This is a genomic window from Enterobacter cloacae, assembly GCF_011078175.1.
GTDB classification, from domain to species: domain Bacteria; phylum Pseudomonadota; class Gammaproteobacteria; order Enterobacterales; family Enterobacteriaceae; genus Enterobacter; species Enterobacter cloacae_Q.
This window is the reverse complement of sequence record NZ_JAALCJ010000006.1, coordinates 178496-191703: the sequence shown is the minus strand read 5'-3', so window position 1 is coordinate 191703 and position 13208 is coordinate 178496. Positions and strand designations below refer to the sequence as shown.

General features: G+C 55.4%; 13 protein-coding genes and 1 pseudogene. 10 read left to right on the top strand and 4 right to left on the bottom strand.

Going from position 1 to position 13208, the window contains the following annotated elements:
- Positions 1-230: 230 nt before the first annotated feature.
- Entirely contained in the window at positions 231-2390 is a 2160-nt protein-coding gene (aas, locus tag G6Q29_RS14730; RefSeq protein WP_165466206.1) for a bifunctional acyl-ACP--phospholipid O-acyltransferase/long-chain-fatty-acid--ACP ligase, read from the top strand.
- Positions 2383-3576, top strand: coding sequence for a lysophospholipid transporter LplT (gene lplT / locus G6Q29_RS14725; protein WP_165466205.1), 1194 nt, complete (start codon positions 2383-2385; stop codon positions 3574-3576). The genes aas and lplT overlap by 8 nt, the downstream gene beginning before the upstream one ends.
- A gap of 92 nt (positions 3577-3668) precedes the next feature.
- On the opposite strand, the gene G6Q29_RS14720 is transcribed toward lplT, so the two are convergent.
- The 4 genes and pseudogenes from G6Q29_RS14720 to G6Q29_RS21740 form a co-directional block, all read right to left on the bottom strand.
- A complete protein-coding gene (locus tag G6Q29_RS14720) occupies positions 3669-4709 on the bottom strand; it encodes an NADP(H)-dependent aldo-keto reductase (RefSeq protein ID WP_006811821.1) in 1041 nt (346 codons plus the stop codon).
- Positions 4710-4841: 132 nt separating this feature from the next.
- Positions 4842-5060 (bottom strand): YgdI/YgdR family lipoprotein, encoded by a 219-nt coding sequence (locus G6Q29_RS14715; RefSeq protein WP_003862794.1) that lies wholly within the window; start codon positions 5058-5060, stop codon positions 4842-4844.
- Positions 5061-5188: 128 nt separating this feature from the next.
- Positions 5189-5881, bottom strand: a complete 693-nt coding sequence (mutH, locus tag G6Q29_RS14710) for a DNA mismatch repair endonuclease MutH (protein WP_165466204.1) — start codon at positions 5879-5881, stop codon at positions 5189-5191.
- A gap of 154 nt (positions 5882-6035) precedes the next feature.
- Positions 6036-6110: pseudogene (locus tag G6Q29_RS21740) on the bottom strand (hypothetical protein); the annotation flags it as partial.
- 454 nt (positions 6111-6564) lie between these two features.
- Between G6Q29_RS21740 and rppH the strand changes: the two are divergent.
- From rppH to G6Q29_RS14670, 8 genes are all read left to right on the top strand, one after another.
- A complete protein-coding gene (gene rppH, locus G6Q29_RS14705; RefSeq protein ID WP_165466203.1) occupies positions 6565-7095 on the top strand; it encodes an RNA pyrophosphohydrolase in 531 nt (176 codons plus the stop codon).
- Between the two features lie 12 nt (positions 7096-7107).
- Positions 7108-9354, top strand: a complete 2247-nt coding sequence (gene ptsP / locus G6Q29_RS14700) for a phosphoenolpyruvate--protein phosphotransferase (protein ID WP_165466202.1) — start codon at positions 7108-7110, stop codon at positions 9352-9354.
- A gap of 262 nt (positions 9355-9616) precedes the next feature.
- The gene (gene lgt, locus G6Q29_RS14695) at positions 9617-10492 is read left to right on the top strand and encodes a prolipoprotein diacylglyceryl transferase (RefSeq protein WP_063869279.1); all 876 of its coding nucleotides are present in this window, start codon (positions 9617-9619) and stop codon (positions 10490-10492) included.
- 6 nt (positions 10493-10498) lie between these two features.
- Positions 10499-11293, top strand: a complete 795-nt coding sequence (gene thyA / locus G6Q29_RS14690) for a thymidylate synthase (RefSeq protein WP_165466201.1) — start codon at positions 10499-10501, stop codon at positions 11291-11293.
- Positions 11294-11477: 184 nt separating this feature from the next.
- Positions 11478-11942, top strand: a complete 465-nt coding sequence (locus G6Q29_RS14685) for a prepilin peptidase-dependent protein (protein WP_165466200.1) — start codon at positions 11478-11480, stop codon at positions 11940-11942.
- The gene (locus G6Q29_RS14680; RefSeq protein ID WP_165466199.1) at positions 11933-12499 is read left to right on the top strand and encodes a prepilin peptidase-dependent protein; all 567 of its coding nucleotides are present in this window, start codon (positions 11933-11935) and stop codon (positions 12497-12499) included. Before G6Q29_RS14685 ends, G6Q29_RS14680 begins: the two co-directional genes overlap by 10 nt.
- Positions 12496-12894 carry a DUF2509 family protein gene (locus G6Q29_RS14675; RefSeq protein ID WP_165466198.1) on the top strand — a complete coding sequence of 133 codons (399 nt, stop codon included), beginning with the start codon at positions 12496-12498 and terminating at the stop codon, positions 12892-12894. The genes G6Q29_RS14680 and G6Q29_RS14675 overlap by 4 nt, the downstream gene beginning before the upstream one ends.
- Entirely contained in the window at positions 12879-13202 is a 324-nt protein-coding gene (locus tag G6Q29_RS14670; RefSeq protein ID WP_165466197.1) for a prepilin-type N-terminal cleavage/methylation domain-containing protein, read from the top strand. Before G6Q29_RS14675 ends, G6Q29_RS14670 begins: the two co-directional genes overlap by 16 nt.
- The last annotated feature ends 6 nt before the right edge of the window (positions 13203-13208 follow it).

Sequence of the window (13208 nt, the reverse complement as noted above, 5' to 3'; positions counted from 1 at the left end):
TTCCCTTGCGTTTTCCCGCTGGCGAAGCCCGGTGCCGGAGGCCACAATCAAGATCCCAGAGGTATTGATTGGTGAGAATTCCTGGTACGTTTTCGTACTTATCTCTTGCACCAACCTGCGCGGATGCGCAGGTTTTTTTTTGCCTCTGTTTTTGCTATCGCTCCCTCACTACTTCTCGTGTAATCTGCCACCATTTATACCTTTCACACTGGCTGGCAAAGGGAGTTGAAATGCTTTTTGGGTTCTTCCGCACACTGTTTCGTGTCCTGTTTCGCATCCGCGTCACTGGCAATACGCAGGCACTCTATGGCGAGCGCGTTCTTATCACACCGAATCACGTCTCTTTTATTGATGGCGTATTGCTGGCGCTGTTTTTGCCTGTGCGGCCCGTCTTCGCGGTGTACAGCTCCATCAGTGAAAAATGGTACATGCGCTGGCTGAAGCCGCTGATTGATTTTGTGCCGCTCGACCCAACCAAACCGATGATGATTAAACATCTGGTGCGTCTGGTTGAGCAGGGGCGTCCGGTGGTTATCTTCCCGGAAGGGCGGATTTCAGTGACGGGCTCCCTCATGAAAATTTATGACGGAGCCGGTTTTGTCGCGGCGAAGTCTCAGGCCACCGTCGTGCCGCTACGCATCGACGGGGCTGAGCTGACCTTTTTCAGCCGCCTGAAAGGACTGGTGAAGCAGCGCCTGTTCCCGAAAATCACGCTGCATATTCTACCGCCGACGTCGCTGCCGATGCCCGAGGCGCCGCGCGCGCGTGACCGCCGTAAGATCGCCGGAGAAATGCTGCACCAGATTATGATGGAAGCGCGGATGGCCGTTCGCCCGCGCGAAACGCTGTATGAATCGTTGCTGTCGGCCCAGTATCGCTACGGTGCGAAGAAAAACTGCATCGAAGACATCAACTTTACGCCGGATACCTACCGTAAGCTGTTAACCAAAACGCTGTTTGTCGGGCGCATCCTGGAGAAGTACAGCAAACAGGGCGAAAAGATTGGCCTGATGCTGCCGAACGCGGGGATTAGCGCGGCGGTGATCTTTGGTGCCGTCTCCCGGGGCCGCATTCCGGCGATGATGAACTACACGGCGGGCGTGAAAGGGCTCTCCAGCGCCATTACCGCAGCACAAATCAACACCGTCTTTACCTCCCGTCAGTTCCTGGAAAAAGGCAAGCTGTGGCATCTGCCGGAACAGCTGACCCAGGTGCGCTGGGTGTTCCTGGAAGATCTGAAAGCAGACGTTACGGCCGCAGACAAGCTGTGGATTTTCGCGCACCTGCTGATGCCGCGTCTGGCGCAGGTTAAGCAGCAGCCGGAGGATGATGCCATTATCCTCTTTACCTCTGGCTCTGAAGGCAACCCGAAAGGTGTGGTTCACAGCCACAAAAGCATTCTGGCGAACGTTGAGCAGATTAAAACTATCGCCGATTTTACCGCCAACGATCGCTTTATGTCGGCGCTGCCGCTGTTCCACTCATTTGGTCTGACTGTGGGTCTCTTTACGCCGCTGCTGACCGGTGCCGAAGTGTTCCTCTATCCAAGCCCGCTGCACTACCGCATTGTGCCGGAACTGGTTTATGACCGTAACTGTACCGTACTGTTCGGGACGTCCACCTTCCTCGGTAACTACGCGCGCTTCGCCAACCCGTATGATTTCTTCCGCGTACGCTACGTGGTGGCGGGGGCGGAAAAACTACAGGAAAGCACGCGCCAGATCTGGCAGGACAAGTTTGGCCTGCGCATTCTCGAAGGCTATGGCGTGACGGAGTGCGCCCCGGTGGTCTCCATCAACGTTCCGATGGCGGCAAAACCGGGAACGGTTGGCCGCATTCTGCCAGGGCTGGATGCGCGTCTGTTGGCGGTGCCGGGCATTGAAGATGGCGGACGACTTCAGCTGAAAGGGCCGAACGTCATGAACGGCTATCTGCGTGTTGAAAACCCGGGCGTACTTGAGGCGCCGACGGCCGAGAACGTCAATGGCGAGGTTGAAACGGGCTGGTACGACACGGGTGATATCGTGCGCTTCGACGATCAGGGCTTCGTGCAGATCCAGGGACGTGCAAAACGCTTCGCCAAGATCGCCGGGGAAATGGTCTCTCTCGAAATGGTCGAGACGCTGGCGACCGCAGTCTCGGCGGAGAAAATGCATGCAACCGTGGTGAAGAGTGATGCCAGTAAAGGCGAGGCGCTGGTGCTCTTTACCACCGACGGTGAACTGAAGCGTGATGCGCTGCTCAGGTATGCACGCGAACACGGTATTCCCGAGCTGGCGGTCCCCCGCGATATTCGTTACCTCAAACAGTTACCGGTGCTGGGCAGCGGTAAACCCGATTTCGTGGCCCTGAAGGGCATGGTTGAAGAGGCGGAACAGCAAAATGCGTGAGTCAGTGCACACTAACACTTCAATCTGGTCGAAAGGCATGATGGCGGTCATTGCCGCCCAGTTTCTTTCCGCGTTCGGCGATAACGCGTTGCTGTTTGCCACGCTGGCGTTGCTTAAGGCTGAGTTTTATCCTGACTGGAGTCAGCCGATCCTACAGATGGTGTTTGTGGGTGCTTACATTGTATTTGCGCCATTTGTCGGGCAGGTGGCCGACAGCTTCCCAAAAGGCCGGGTCATGATGTTTGCCAACAGCCTTAAGCTTCTGGGGGCGGCAAGTATCTGCCTGGGTATCAACCCGTTTGTCGGCTACACGCTGGTAGGCATTGGCGCGGCTGCCTACTCCCCGGCGAAGTACGGCATTCTGGGGGAACTGACTACTGGCGATAAGCTGGTCAAGGCCAACGGCCTGATGGAGTCCTCCACCATTGCGGCTATTCTGCTGGGCTCGGTGGCGGGAGGCGTACTGGCAGACTGGCATGTGCTCGCCGCGCTTGGCATCTGCGCCCTGATGTACGGTGGCGCGGTGATCGCCAACCTGTTTATACCCAAACTGGCCGTGGCGCGTCCAGGGCAATCCTGGCGTGTCGGGCCCATGACCGGCAGCTTCTTCAATGCCTGCCGCGTACTGTGGCGTCACGGTGAAACCCGCTTCTCGCTGATGGGCACCAGCATGTTCTGGGGGGCCGGCGTTACGCTGCGTTTCCTGCTGGTGCTGTGGGTGCCGGTGGCGCTGGGTATAACTGACAACGCTACACCGACTTATCTTAATGCCATGGTTGCCGTTGGGATTGTTGTCGGGGCAGGGGCCGCGGCAAAACTGGTGACGCTTGAAACCGTCGCACGCTGTATGCCTGCGGGGATCCTGATCGGCGTCGGCGTTCTGTTCTTCTCCCTGCAACATGGCATATTGCCTGCCTATGCCCTGCTGTTACTGATCGGCATGTTAGGCGGTTTCTTTGTGGTGCCGCTTAACGCGCTGTTGCAGGAGCACGGCAAGCAGACCGTTGGGGCGGGCAACGCCATTGCGGTGCAAAACCTTGGCGAAAACATGGCGATGTTACTGATGCTGGGGATTTACTCGCTGGCGGTAAAAGCAGGTGCGCCGGTTGTGGCAATCGGTGTGGGATTCGGCGCGCTGTTTGCGCTGGCGATTACCGGGCTGTGGGTCTGGCAGCGTCGTCGTTGAATTGTGCGGCCTGATGCCCTCACCCCGGCCCCCTCCCAAAGAGAGAGGGTGAAAACTCTAAAAACGGCAACGTGCGTTGCCGTTTTGCTTTTTTACGGTGCCGGGTAGGTATAAACCTGATGCACCGCTTCAATCTCCGCTAATACTTCTTCACTCAGGTTCAGATGGAAACTCTCAATATTCGTTTTCAACTGATCCATCGTCGTTGCGCCGAGCAGGGTACTTGCCACAAATGGCTGGCGACGCACGAAGGCCAGCGCCATTTGCGCCGGATCGAGTCCGTGACGCTTCGCGATATCCACATAGGCCGCAACGGCTTTTTGCGTCTGCTCACCGCTATAGCGGGTGAAGCGGCTGAAAAGCGTGTTACGCGCGCCAGCCGGTTTCGCGCCGTTCAGGTATTTGCCCGTCAGAGTACCGAAGCCCAGGCAAGAGTAGGCGAGCAGCTCCACCTCTTCGTACTGCGTCACTTCCGCCAGACCCACTTCATAACTGCGGTTAAGCAGGCTGTACGGGTTCTGAATGGTCACGATGCGCGGCAGGTCGTGTTTATCGGCCAGATGCAGATAGCGCATCACGCCAAACGCCGTCTCGTTGGAGACGCCGATGTAGCGGATCTTACCCGCGCGCTGGCACTCCGTAAGCGCTTCCAGCGTTTCCAGCAGGCTAACGGCCGGAGCACTCTCGTTCCAGGTGTAGCCAAGCTTACCGAAGCAGTTCGTCTGACGCTGCGGCCAGTGCACCTGATAAAGATCGAGATAGTCGGTTTGCAGGCGCTTGAGGCTGGCATCCAGCGCGGCACGGATATTCTTTCGATCGAGGATCTGGTTAGGGCGGATCCCGGCATCGTTATTACGGGAGGGGCCGCTAACCTTGGAGGCGATAACCAGCTTTTCGCGATTGCCGCGTTTCGCCAGCCAGTTGCCGACATACGTTTCGGTAAGACCTTGTGTTTCCGGGCGTGGAGGAACAGGGTACATCTCCGCCACGTCAATCAGGTTGATGCCCTGACTGACGGCGTAATCGAGTTGTGCATGGGCATCGGCTTCGCTGTTTTGTTCACCAAATGTCATAGTGCCCAACCCCAGTTGGCTGATCTCCAGAGCGCTGTGGGGGATACGGTGATAATGCATAGCCGCTTTCCTTTTTTAGACATACAGACCGCGTCAGGAACCTCCCGACAAAGGAATATAAACATGGCAGAGGGAAGACAAAAGGGGAAGGAAAAAATCAAAAAGGCCAGCAAGCTACTGACCTTTATCTGTTTAACGCTCGATGATCTGGGAGACTTCGTCGCGATTAATCTGCATTTGATTGCCTTCGCGATCGCGGTAACTCACCAGACCGGTATCGTCGTCGACTTCGGGTTTGCCATCGGTCAGGATCATACGACCATCTTTCGTTGACATGACATAGTCGCTGCTACAACCCGATACCGCAAACGCTAAACCGACTGCTGAGATAATTACTGCCCATTTTTTCATCGTTCTCATCCTCACCTGGCTCGTATCAAATCATAGTGTAGTAATAACCTGATATTACGACAGGTGAAAGGGGGGAAATCTTAAAAAGGAGGAGATTATGTTAGCGGCAGCTCAAAATTGGTAAAAAACTATGTTTTCAACAGGAAGTGGCGTGCCAGCAGCGCCCCGGTGAAATTCTTTTTGAGATAGAAACCGCGCGGCAGCGTCAGGATCGGTTCCCCGTGCGCGCCTACTGCTTCAGTGAGCGCTTTGCTGTTGGCGGCTTTGGGACGAAGTTGCAGCACTTCGCCATGCCTGGCGGTGATCCGCTCAACCTGTCCCAGCACAATCATATCCATTAACTCTTCCCAGTCCTGAGAGAGCTGTCTCTCTTCTTCTTCATTCGGGCTCCAGAGCAGCGGGGCGCCAACGCGACGCGCTGCCAGCGGGATCTGCCTGTCGCCCTCAACGGGTACCCACAACACTCGCTTCAGCTTATGCCTGACGTAACTGGTTTCCCAGGTCACTCCGCTGTTACCCGTGAGCGGCGCAACGCAGACAAAGGTGGTTTCCAGCGGCCGCCCCTGGCTGTCGATGGGGATCGTCTTCAGTTCCACCCCCAGCGCCGCAAAATCTTGCTCTGGTTTACTGCCCGCGCTTGCGCCCAGCCAGCGTTCCAGCAACACGCCGATCCAGCCCTTATCACGCTTTAGATCGTTAGGTATCATCAACCCCGCCATCACGGCCAGCTCGCCCAGTGAATAGCCTGCCAGACGTTGTGCCTGCTGGAGCAACTGGGCTTCACTGACGGGAGGAGAGAGCAGTGGGGCGAGAGAATGCATGCAAACAACCTTCTGGTTAAAAAATGAGCTGATATTTTATCCCTTGTGGACAGAGTTTACCTTTTTCTGCGTACCTATTCCATGTGGGTGATTTATATCATCTTTTTTAGAATGTCATCCGTCGCGCGGCGCCTAAAAAACAGGTTGTGCAATTCTGGTCACTGACAATAAACAGGATCTTACACCATGTTATCCACAGAAAAATGGGATAACTGGGAATAACTGCCACTACTGTTTCAATTTACAGCCTTGACGTGCGATGAAAATCGAATTTTCACACAAATTGTGCCTAACTTATTGGCACAAACTGTGGATAAAACCGACGCTGTTCGATCTTTCATCAGCAGGAGGATCTTTGGTGTGACGATCGTCACGTTTATCGCCCGGGATACCCTTAATTTCAATATAAGTATATGAATTTAAATCTTTTATTCTGGTCGGGGTAAATTTGCAGCTCGTCGGGCTACAAGGTTGTTCATCGGTAATTCCGTACTTCTTCACAACTATATCCACAGAAAAGGTGAATAAAAATGGTCTCTGTCGCCTTCATCTGTTTATAACTCTTCACAAAATTGTGAGTTATTCAAATGTTATACGGTTGCAGGCCTGTAAGAGAGTGGTTTACCGCCTCCCTGTAGTGTGAAACAATCGTTCATATATCAGATTTAGTTTGGGGTAGTCCGGTGATTGATGACGATGGCTACCGCCCAAACGTTGGAATAGTAATTTGTAATCGTCAGGGCCAGGTGATGTGGGCCCGGCGATATGGTCAGCACTCCTGGCAGTTCCCGCAAGGCGGGATCAATCCCGGAGAGTCCCCAGAACAAGCGATGTACCGGGAGCTGTTTGAAGAGGTTGGTTTAAGCCGCAAAGATGTTCGCATCATGGCTTCGACCCGCAACTGGTTGCGTTACAAGTTACCGAAACGTTTGGTGCGTTGGGACACAAAGCCGGTTTGTATCGGCCAGAAACAGAAGTGGTTTCTTTTGCAGTTGGTGGGCAACGATTCAGATATCAATATGCAAACCAGCAGCACGCCAGAATTTGATGGCTGGCGCTGGGTAAGTTACTGGTATCCGGTTCGTCAGGTCGTGTCATTCAAGCGCGATGTATACCGTAGGGTGATGAAAGAGTTCGCAAGTGTTGTGATGCAGCTTCAGGAGACACCTCCGAAGCCACAGAGCGCACCTGCCTGGCGACGTAAAAGAGGTTAAGTTACGCAAATCATGCTCACCCGCTTGCGAGAAATAGTTGAAAAGGTTGCCAGCGCGCCTCGCCTCAACGAGGCGCTGAATATTCTGGTGACGGACATCTGTCTTGCGATGGAAACCGAGGTCTGTTCGGTCTATCTGGCCGACCATGACCGACGTTGCTACTACCTGATGGCAACCCGCGGATTAAAAAAACCACGGGGACGCACCGTCACGCTCGCGTTTGATGAGGGTATTGTTGGCCTGGTCGGGCGACTGGCGGAGCCCATCAACCTTGCCGATGCGCAAAAACACCCCAGCTTCAAATATATCCCTTCCGTTAAAGAGGAGCGTTTCCGCGCTTTCCTTGGCGTGCCGATTATTCAGCGCCGTCAACTGCTTGGCGTGCTTGTTGTCCAGCAGCGAGAGTTGCGACAGTACGACGAAAGCGAGGAGTCTTTCCTCGTCACGCTGGCAACGCAGATGGCTGCGATCCTCTCCCAGTCTCAGCTGGCAGCCCTTTTTGGGCAGTATCGTCATACCCGCATCCGCGCGCTTCCGGCCTCGCCGGGCGTCGCGATTGCCGAAGGCTGGATGGATGCCACGCTCCCGCTGATGGAGCAGGTCTACGAAGCTTCTACGCTGGATGAAGCGCTTGAGCGCGAACGGCTTACCGCTGCGCTGGAAGAAGCGGCGAATGAATTTCGTCGCTACAGCAAACGCTTTGCCGCTGGCGCGCAAAAAGAGACGGCGGCTATTTTCGACCTCTACTCACACCTGCTTTCCGATGCGCGTTTGCGTCGTGAGTTATTTGCCGAGGTCGATAAAGGTTCGGTGGCAGAGTGGGCGGTTAAAAAGGTCATAGAAAAATTTGCCGAGCAGTTTGCGGTATTGACTGACGGTTATTTAAAAGAGCGAGCCGGCGATTTACGCGCGCTTGGGCAACGTCTGCTGTTCCACCTCGATGATACTATTCAGGGAGCGAATGCCTGGCCGAACCGGTTTGTGCTGGTGGCCGATGAGCTCTCGGCGACGACGCTGGCGGAATTACCGCAGGACAGGCTGGCGGGCGTAGTGGTGCGCGATGGCGCTGCTAACTCCCATGCCGCCATTATGGTGCGTGCGCTCGGCATTCCGACCGTGATGGGGGCGGATATTCAGCCCTCCGTACTGCATCGCCGCACGCTGGTGGTGGATGGATATCGCGGTGAGTTGCTGGTGGATCCTGAACCGATTCTCCTTCAGGAGTACCAGCGTCTTATCAGCGAAGAGAATGAATTAAGTAAACTGGCGGAAGACGACGTCAACCTGCCCGCGCAATTGAAAAGCGGTGAGCGGGTGAAGGTAATGCTCAACGCGGGCTTAAGCCCCGAACACGAGGAGAAGCTCGGCAGCCGCATTGATGGTATTGGTCTCTACCGCACTGAAATACCGTTCATGCTGCAAAGCGGCTTCCCTTCAGAAGAGGAGCAGGTTGCGCAGTATCAGGGCATGTTGCAGATGTTTAACGACAAACCCGTAACGTTACGTACCCTGGACGTCGGCGCGGATAAGCAACTGCCCTATATGCCCATCAGTGAAGAGAACCCCTGCCTCGGCTGGCGTGGGATCCGCATAACCCTCGATCAGCCGGAAATCTTCCTTATCCAGGTTCGTGCCATGCTGCGTGCCAACGCGGCCACGGGGAATCTCAGCATTTTGCTGCCGATGGTCACCAGTATTGACGAGATCGACGAAGCGCGGCGGTTGATAGAACGTGCAGGACGCGAAGTGGAAGAGATGATCGGCTATGCCATCCCAAAACCCCGTATCGGCGTAATGCTTGAAGTGCCTTCGATGGTCTTTATGTTGCCGCAGCTGGCGACCCGCGTTGATTTTATCTCCGTTGGCACCAACGACTTAACGCAATACATTCTGGCAGTAGATCGCAACAATACGCGCGTTGCCAGCATCTACGACAGCCTGCATCCGGCGATGCTTCGTGCCCTGGCGATGATCGCCCGTGAGGCTGAACAGTACGGTATCGATCTACGCCTGTGCGGTGAAATGGCCGGAGACTCTATGTGCGTCGCGATCCTGATTGGTCTGGGGTATCGCCATCTGTCGATGAACGGCCGCGCCGTAGCGCGCGTGAAGTATTTGTTGCGTCATATTGACGTCAATGATGCCCGCGAGCTGGCTGAACGCAGCCTTGACGCGCAGCTGGCGGCCGAGGTTCGTCACCAGGTGGCGGCATTTATGGAACGACGCGGTATGGGCGGCCTGATCCGCGGTGGTCGCTAAAGCCTTTTCCCCTCTCCCACACGGCTGAGGGATCCCCACAAATTAATGCGAGCAGCTAACATTCCTCTCGCCCCTTTGGGGAGAGGGCCAGGGTGAGGGGGAACCGCGCGCATAAAACCCTATACACATCTTTTACATCTCAGGCGCATCCTCCGCGCCTGCCTTATGCTATGATTCGCAACTTTGGAGCACCTGCCAACGGCGGGAATGCAATTCACCCGCTGTCCACTTTCAGCGGAATAACAACATCTTGTGGTGACAGATGAACAGTGGTTATCTGCATTTTCCGGAATTCGATCCGGTCATTTTCTCAATAGGGCCTGTAGCGCTGCACTGGTACGGTCTGATGTACCTCGTGGGCTTCGTCTTTGCCATGTGGCTTGCTGGCCGTCGCGCCAGTCGTCCAGGCAGCGGCTGGACAAAGAACGAAGTGGAAAACCTGCTTTATGCCGGCTTCCTCGGCGTGTTCCTGGGCGGCCGCATCGGCTATGTCCTGTTCTACAACTTCCCGGTATTCCTGAACGATCCGCTCTATCTGTTCCGCGTCTGGGACGGCGGCATGTCCTTCCACGGCGGGCTGATTGGTGTGATCCTGGTCATGGTGATCTTTGCTAAACGCACCAAACGTAACTTCTTCCAGGTGGCTGACTTTATTGCGCCGTTAATCCCGTTTGGGCTGGGCGCAGGGCGTCTGGGCAACTTCATCAACGGTGAACTGTGGGGGCGTGTCGATCCGAGCGTGCCGTTTACCATGCTGTTCCCGGGCTCCCGCGCGGAGGATATCGCGCTGCTGCCTTCGCATCCTGAGTGGCAGTCTGTTTTCGATACCTACGGCGTTCTGCCGCGCCACATGTCTCAGCTTTACGAACTGGCGCTGGAAGGCGTGGTGCTGTTTATCATCCTGAATCTGTATATCCGCAAACCGCGCCCAATGGGGGCTGTCTCTGGTCTGTTCCTGATTGGCTATGGCGCATTCCGTATCATCGTCGAGTTCTTCCGCCAGCCGGATGCGCAGTTTACCGGCGAATGGGTACAGTACATCAGCATGGGGCAGATCCTCTCCATCCCGATGATTGTCGCGGGTGCCATTATGATGATTTGGGCGTATCGTCGTCGTCCACAGCAACAACTTTCCTGAGGAATCATGAAACAGTATCTTGAATTGATGAAAAAAGTGCTCGACGAGGGCACGCCGAAAAACGACCGCACCGGCACCGGTACGCTCTCCATTTTTGGCCACCAGATGCGCTTCAATCTGCAAGAAGGCTTTCCTCTGGTGACAACGAAGCGCTGCCATCTGCGCTCGATCATTCATGAACTGCTCTGGTTCCTGCAAGGCGATACCAACGTTGCTTATCTGCATGAAAACAATGTCTCCATCTGGGACGAGTGGGCAGATGAGAACGGCGACCTGGGTCCGGTATACGGTAAGCAATGGCGCGCGTGGCCTACCCCGGACGGCCGCCATATCGACCAGATCACGACCGTCATGAACCAGCTGAAAAATGACCCGGACTCGCGCCGTATCATTGTTTCTGCCTGGAACGTGGGTGAGCTGGATAAAATGGCGCTGGCGCCTTGCCATGCGTTTTTCCAGTTCTACGTGGCGGACGGCAAGCTTTCCTGCCAGCTCTATCAACGTTCCTGTGACGTATTCCTCGGCCTGCCGTTTAACATTGCCAGCTACGCGCTGTTGGTGCACATGATGGCGCAGCAGTGCGATCTTGACGTAGGTGATTTTGTCTGGACGGGCGGTGATACCCACCTCTACAGTAATCATATGGAACAGACGCATCTCCAGCTGACGCGCGAACCGCGTGCATTGCCGAAGCTGGTGATCAAACGTAAACCGGAATCGATCTTCGATTACCGTTTTGATGATTTCGAGATTGAGGGTTACGACCCGCATCCCGGCATTAAAGCTCCTGTCGCCATCTGATACGGCAAATCCTGACACAACCGGTGCTCTTTAGCGCCGGTTTTTTTTCACGCCCGTTTTGTTTTTCGAGCCTGTTTCCAGAGATGATGCAACGCGTTGCAACGGGTGAAAATCTCCTGAAAGCGGCTCGTAAAGTTCTGGTTTGACGCTCGCACCGTTTTTGCTATTCCGCCACACTCCCGCCATGAAAAACGAACAAGGCTTTACGCTTATCGAAACCCTTATCGCCGTTTCGCTGACAGTGATCCTCAGCGCCACAGGGCTCTATGGCTGGGACAGCTGGCAGCAGCGGCAGCGGCTTTGGCAAACCGCCTGCCAGGTGCGGGATTACCTGGTGTTTTTGCGCAATGACGCCAACCGTCACAACAGCGAGCACAGGATCGCGCTGTATAACGACGGTGAAAAGAACTGTCTGGCCAGTTCAGCGGTTAACGGTTGTGACAGCGGCGGACCGTTCGTAATGAAGCCGATGTGGCCTGGGGTCACGATAAGCGACATAACACCAGCGCTGGGATTTTACGGCTTAAGGGATACCGCGTGGGCCGGGCATATCCGCGTGCAGAGCCACGCTGGTGCGTGGTGGGTTGTTGTCTCAAATGGCGGACGTATCAGGCTGTGCAATGCCGCAGGAGAAGGTGCATGCCAGTAAATCGAAAAGGGTTTTCACTGCTGGAAGTGCTGATTGCGATGACGATAAGCAGCATTCTGTTACTCAGCACGTCACGTTTTTTACCGGGGTTACAGCGGGGTGTTTTACTGCAATCCGGGCAACAGGAGCTGGAGGATGAGGTCTGGCAACGTCTGTTCGCAATCGGTAAACAGTTTCAGCGAGCAGGATACTGTGCAGGGCAGTGCCAGGGGCAGGGGCAGGGGATGATCATCGGCAGGCAAGGACGATGTGCGATTGTGCATTGGGATGCGAACAGCAACGGCCAGTGGGACACTACCGCGTCAGAAAATGACAGTACGGGATTCCGGCTTGAGTCCGGATCGCTTGAAACGCTGCGGGGCGCCACATCCTGTGACGGTAAGGGATGGGATAAGCTCACCGACCCGGATCGGGTCCTGATAGAGCAGTTTATGGTCACTAAAACCGATCGTGCTGGCTTTGCGCCGATCATCAGTATCGAGCTGCGCGCCCGCCGCAAAGGTGGGGTGGCCACACCCTTTTCGGCCCGCCACGTCGTAACGGGGTTTAATCTGTGAATCGTCAGCGGGGCATGTCATCGCTGGCGCTGGTTCTGCTGTTACTGGTGCTCGGCACGCTGATCCTCACCGGATTAAATAAGCAGTTGCAAACCTTTAGCACGCTGGTGAGTGGCGAGAGTTTGTCTGTTCGCCAGCAGGCTGCCGTGCAATCTGCACTGGAGTGGGGACGCGTTCAGGAATGGGCTTTACAGCCAGAGGTTCAGTGTAAACAGACACAACGTTTGCGGGTCTGTGTAAGGCTGTTAGGGGAGCGTGTTTTGCTTATTGCCGGAAATGACGATCTGTTGCTATGGCGAGGCGGGGACATCGCGGAAGGGCAGATACGCTTTTCCGCCCACGGCTGGAGTGATTTCTGCCCCCTTAAGGAAAGTGCGCTATGTCAGTTACCCTGAGCAGACAAAAAGGATTTAGCGTGGTTGAGGTTTTGCTGGCAATGATGTTACTGGTTGTGGTTGTGACGGCGTTATCCGGCTATCATCGCGCGCTGGCAGTCCGGTACGCGGCACTTAGCCAGTATCGTCAGCTATGGCATCATGCGTGGAATCAGTCGCAGATCTCAACATTAACGCTCCCGCCGGGCTGGCAGGTCAGTCGGGGGCAGACAACACAGTCCGGATGTGTCAGCATCACGGTCACACTTATTTCTCCTATGGGGCGGCAGGGTGCGTTGACGCGTCTGCATTGCCCGGTTAGCCGGTAGTCGGGA

Bases quoted from the DNA above. Each gene is read 5' to 3' on its own strand.
- aas (WP_165466206.1), top strand. From the start codon at position 231: ATGCTTTTTGGGTTCTTCCGCACACTGTTTCGTGTCCTGTTTCGCATC.
- lplT (WP_165466205.1), top strand. From the start codon at position 2,383: ATGCGTGAGTCAGTGCACACTAACACTTCAATCTGGTCGAAAGGCATG.
- G6Q29_RS14720 (WP_006811821.1), bottom strand. From the start codon at position 4,709: ATGCATTATCACCGTATCCCCCACAGCGCTCTGGAGATCAGCCAACTG.
- G6Q29_RS14715 (WP_003862794.1), bottom strand. From the start codon at position 5,060: ATGAAAAAATGGGCAGTAATTATCTCAGCAGTCGGTTTAGCGTTTGCG.
- mutH (WP_165466204.1), bottom strand. From the start codon at position 5,881: ATGCATTCTCTCGCCCCACTGCTCTCTCCTCCCGTCAGTGAAGCCCAG.
- ptsP (WP_165466202.1), top strand. From the start codon at position 7,108: ATGCTCACCCGCTTGCGAGAAATAGTTGAAAAGGTTGCCAGCGCGCCT.
- lgt (WP_063869279.1), top strand. From the start codon at position 9,617: ATGAACAGTGGTTATCTGCATTTTCCGGAATTCGATCCGGTCATTTTC.
- thyA (WP_165466201.1), top strand. From the start codon at position 10,499: ATGAAACAGTATCTTGAATTGATGAAAAAAGTGCTCGACGAGGGCACG.
- G6Q29_RS14685 (WP_165466200.1), top strand. From the start codon at position 11,478: ATGAAAAACGAACAAGGCTTTACGCTTATCGAAACCCTTATCGCCGTT.
- G6Q29_RS14680 (WP_165466199.1), top strand. From the start codon at position 11,933: ATGCCAGTAAATCGAAAAGGGTTTTCACTGCTGGAAGTGCTGATTGCG.
- G6Q29_RS14670 (WP_165466197.1), top strand. From the start codon at position 12,879: ATGTCAGTTACCCTGAGCAGACAAAAAGGATTTAGCGTGGTTGAGGTT.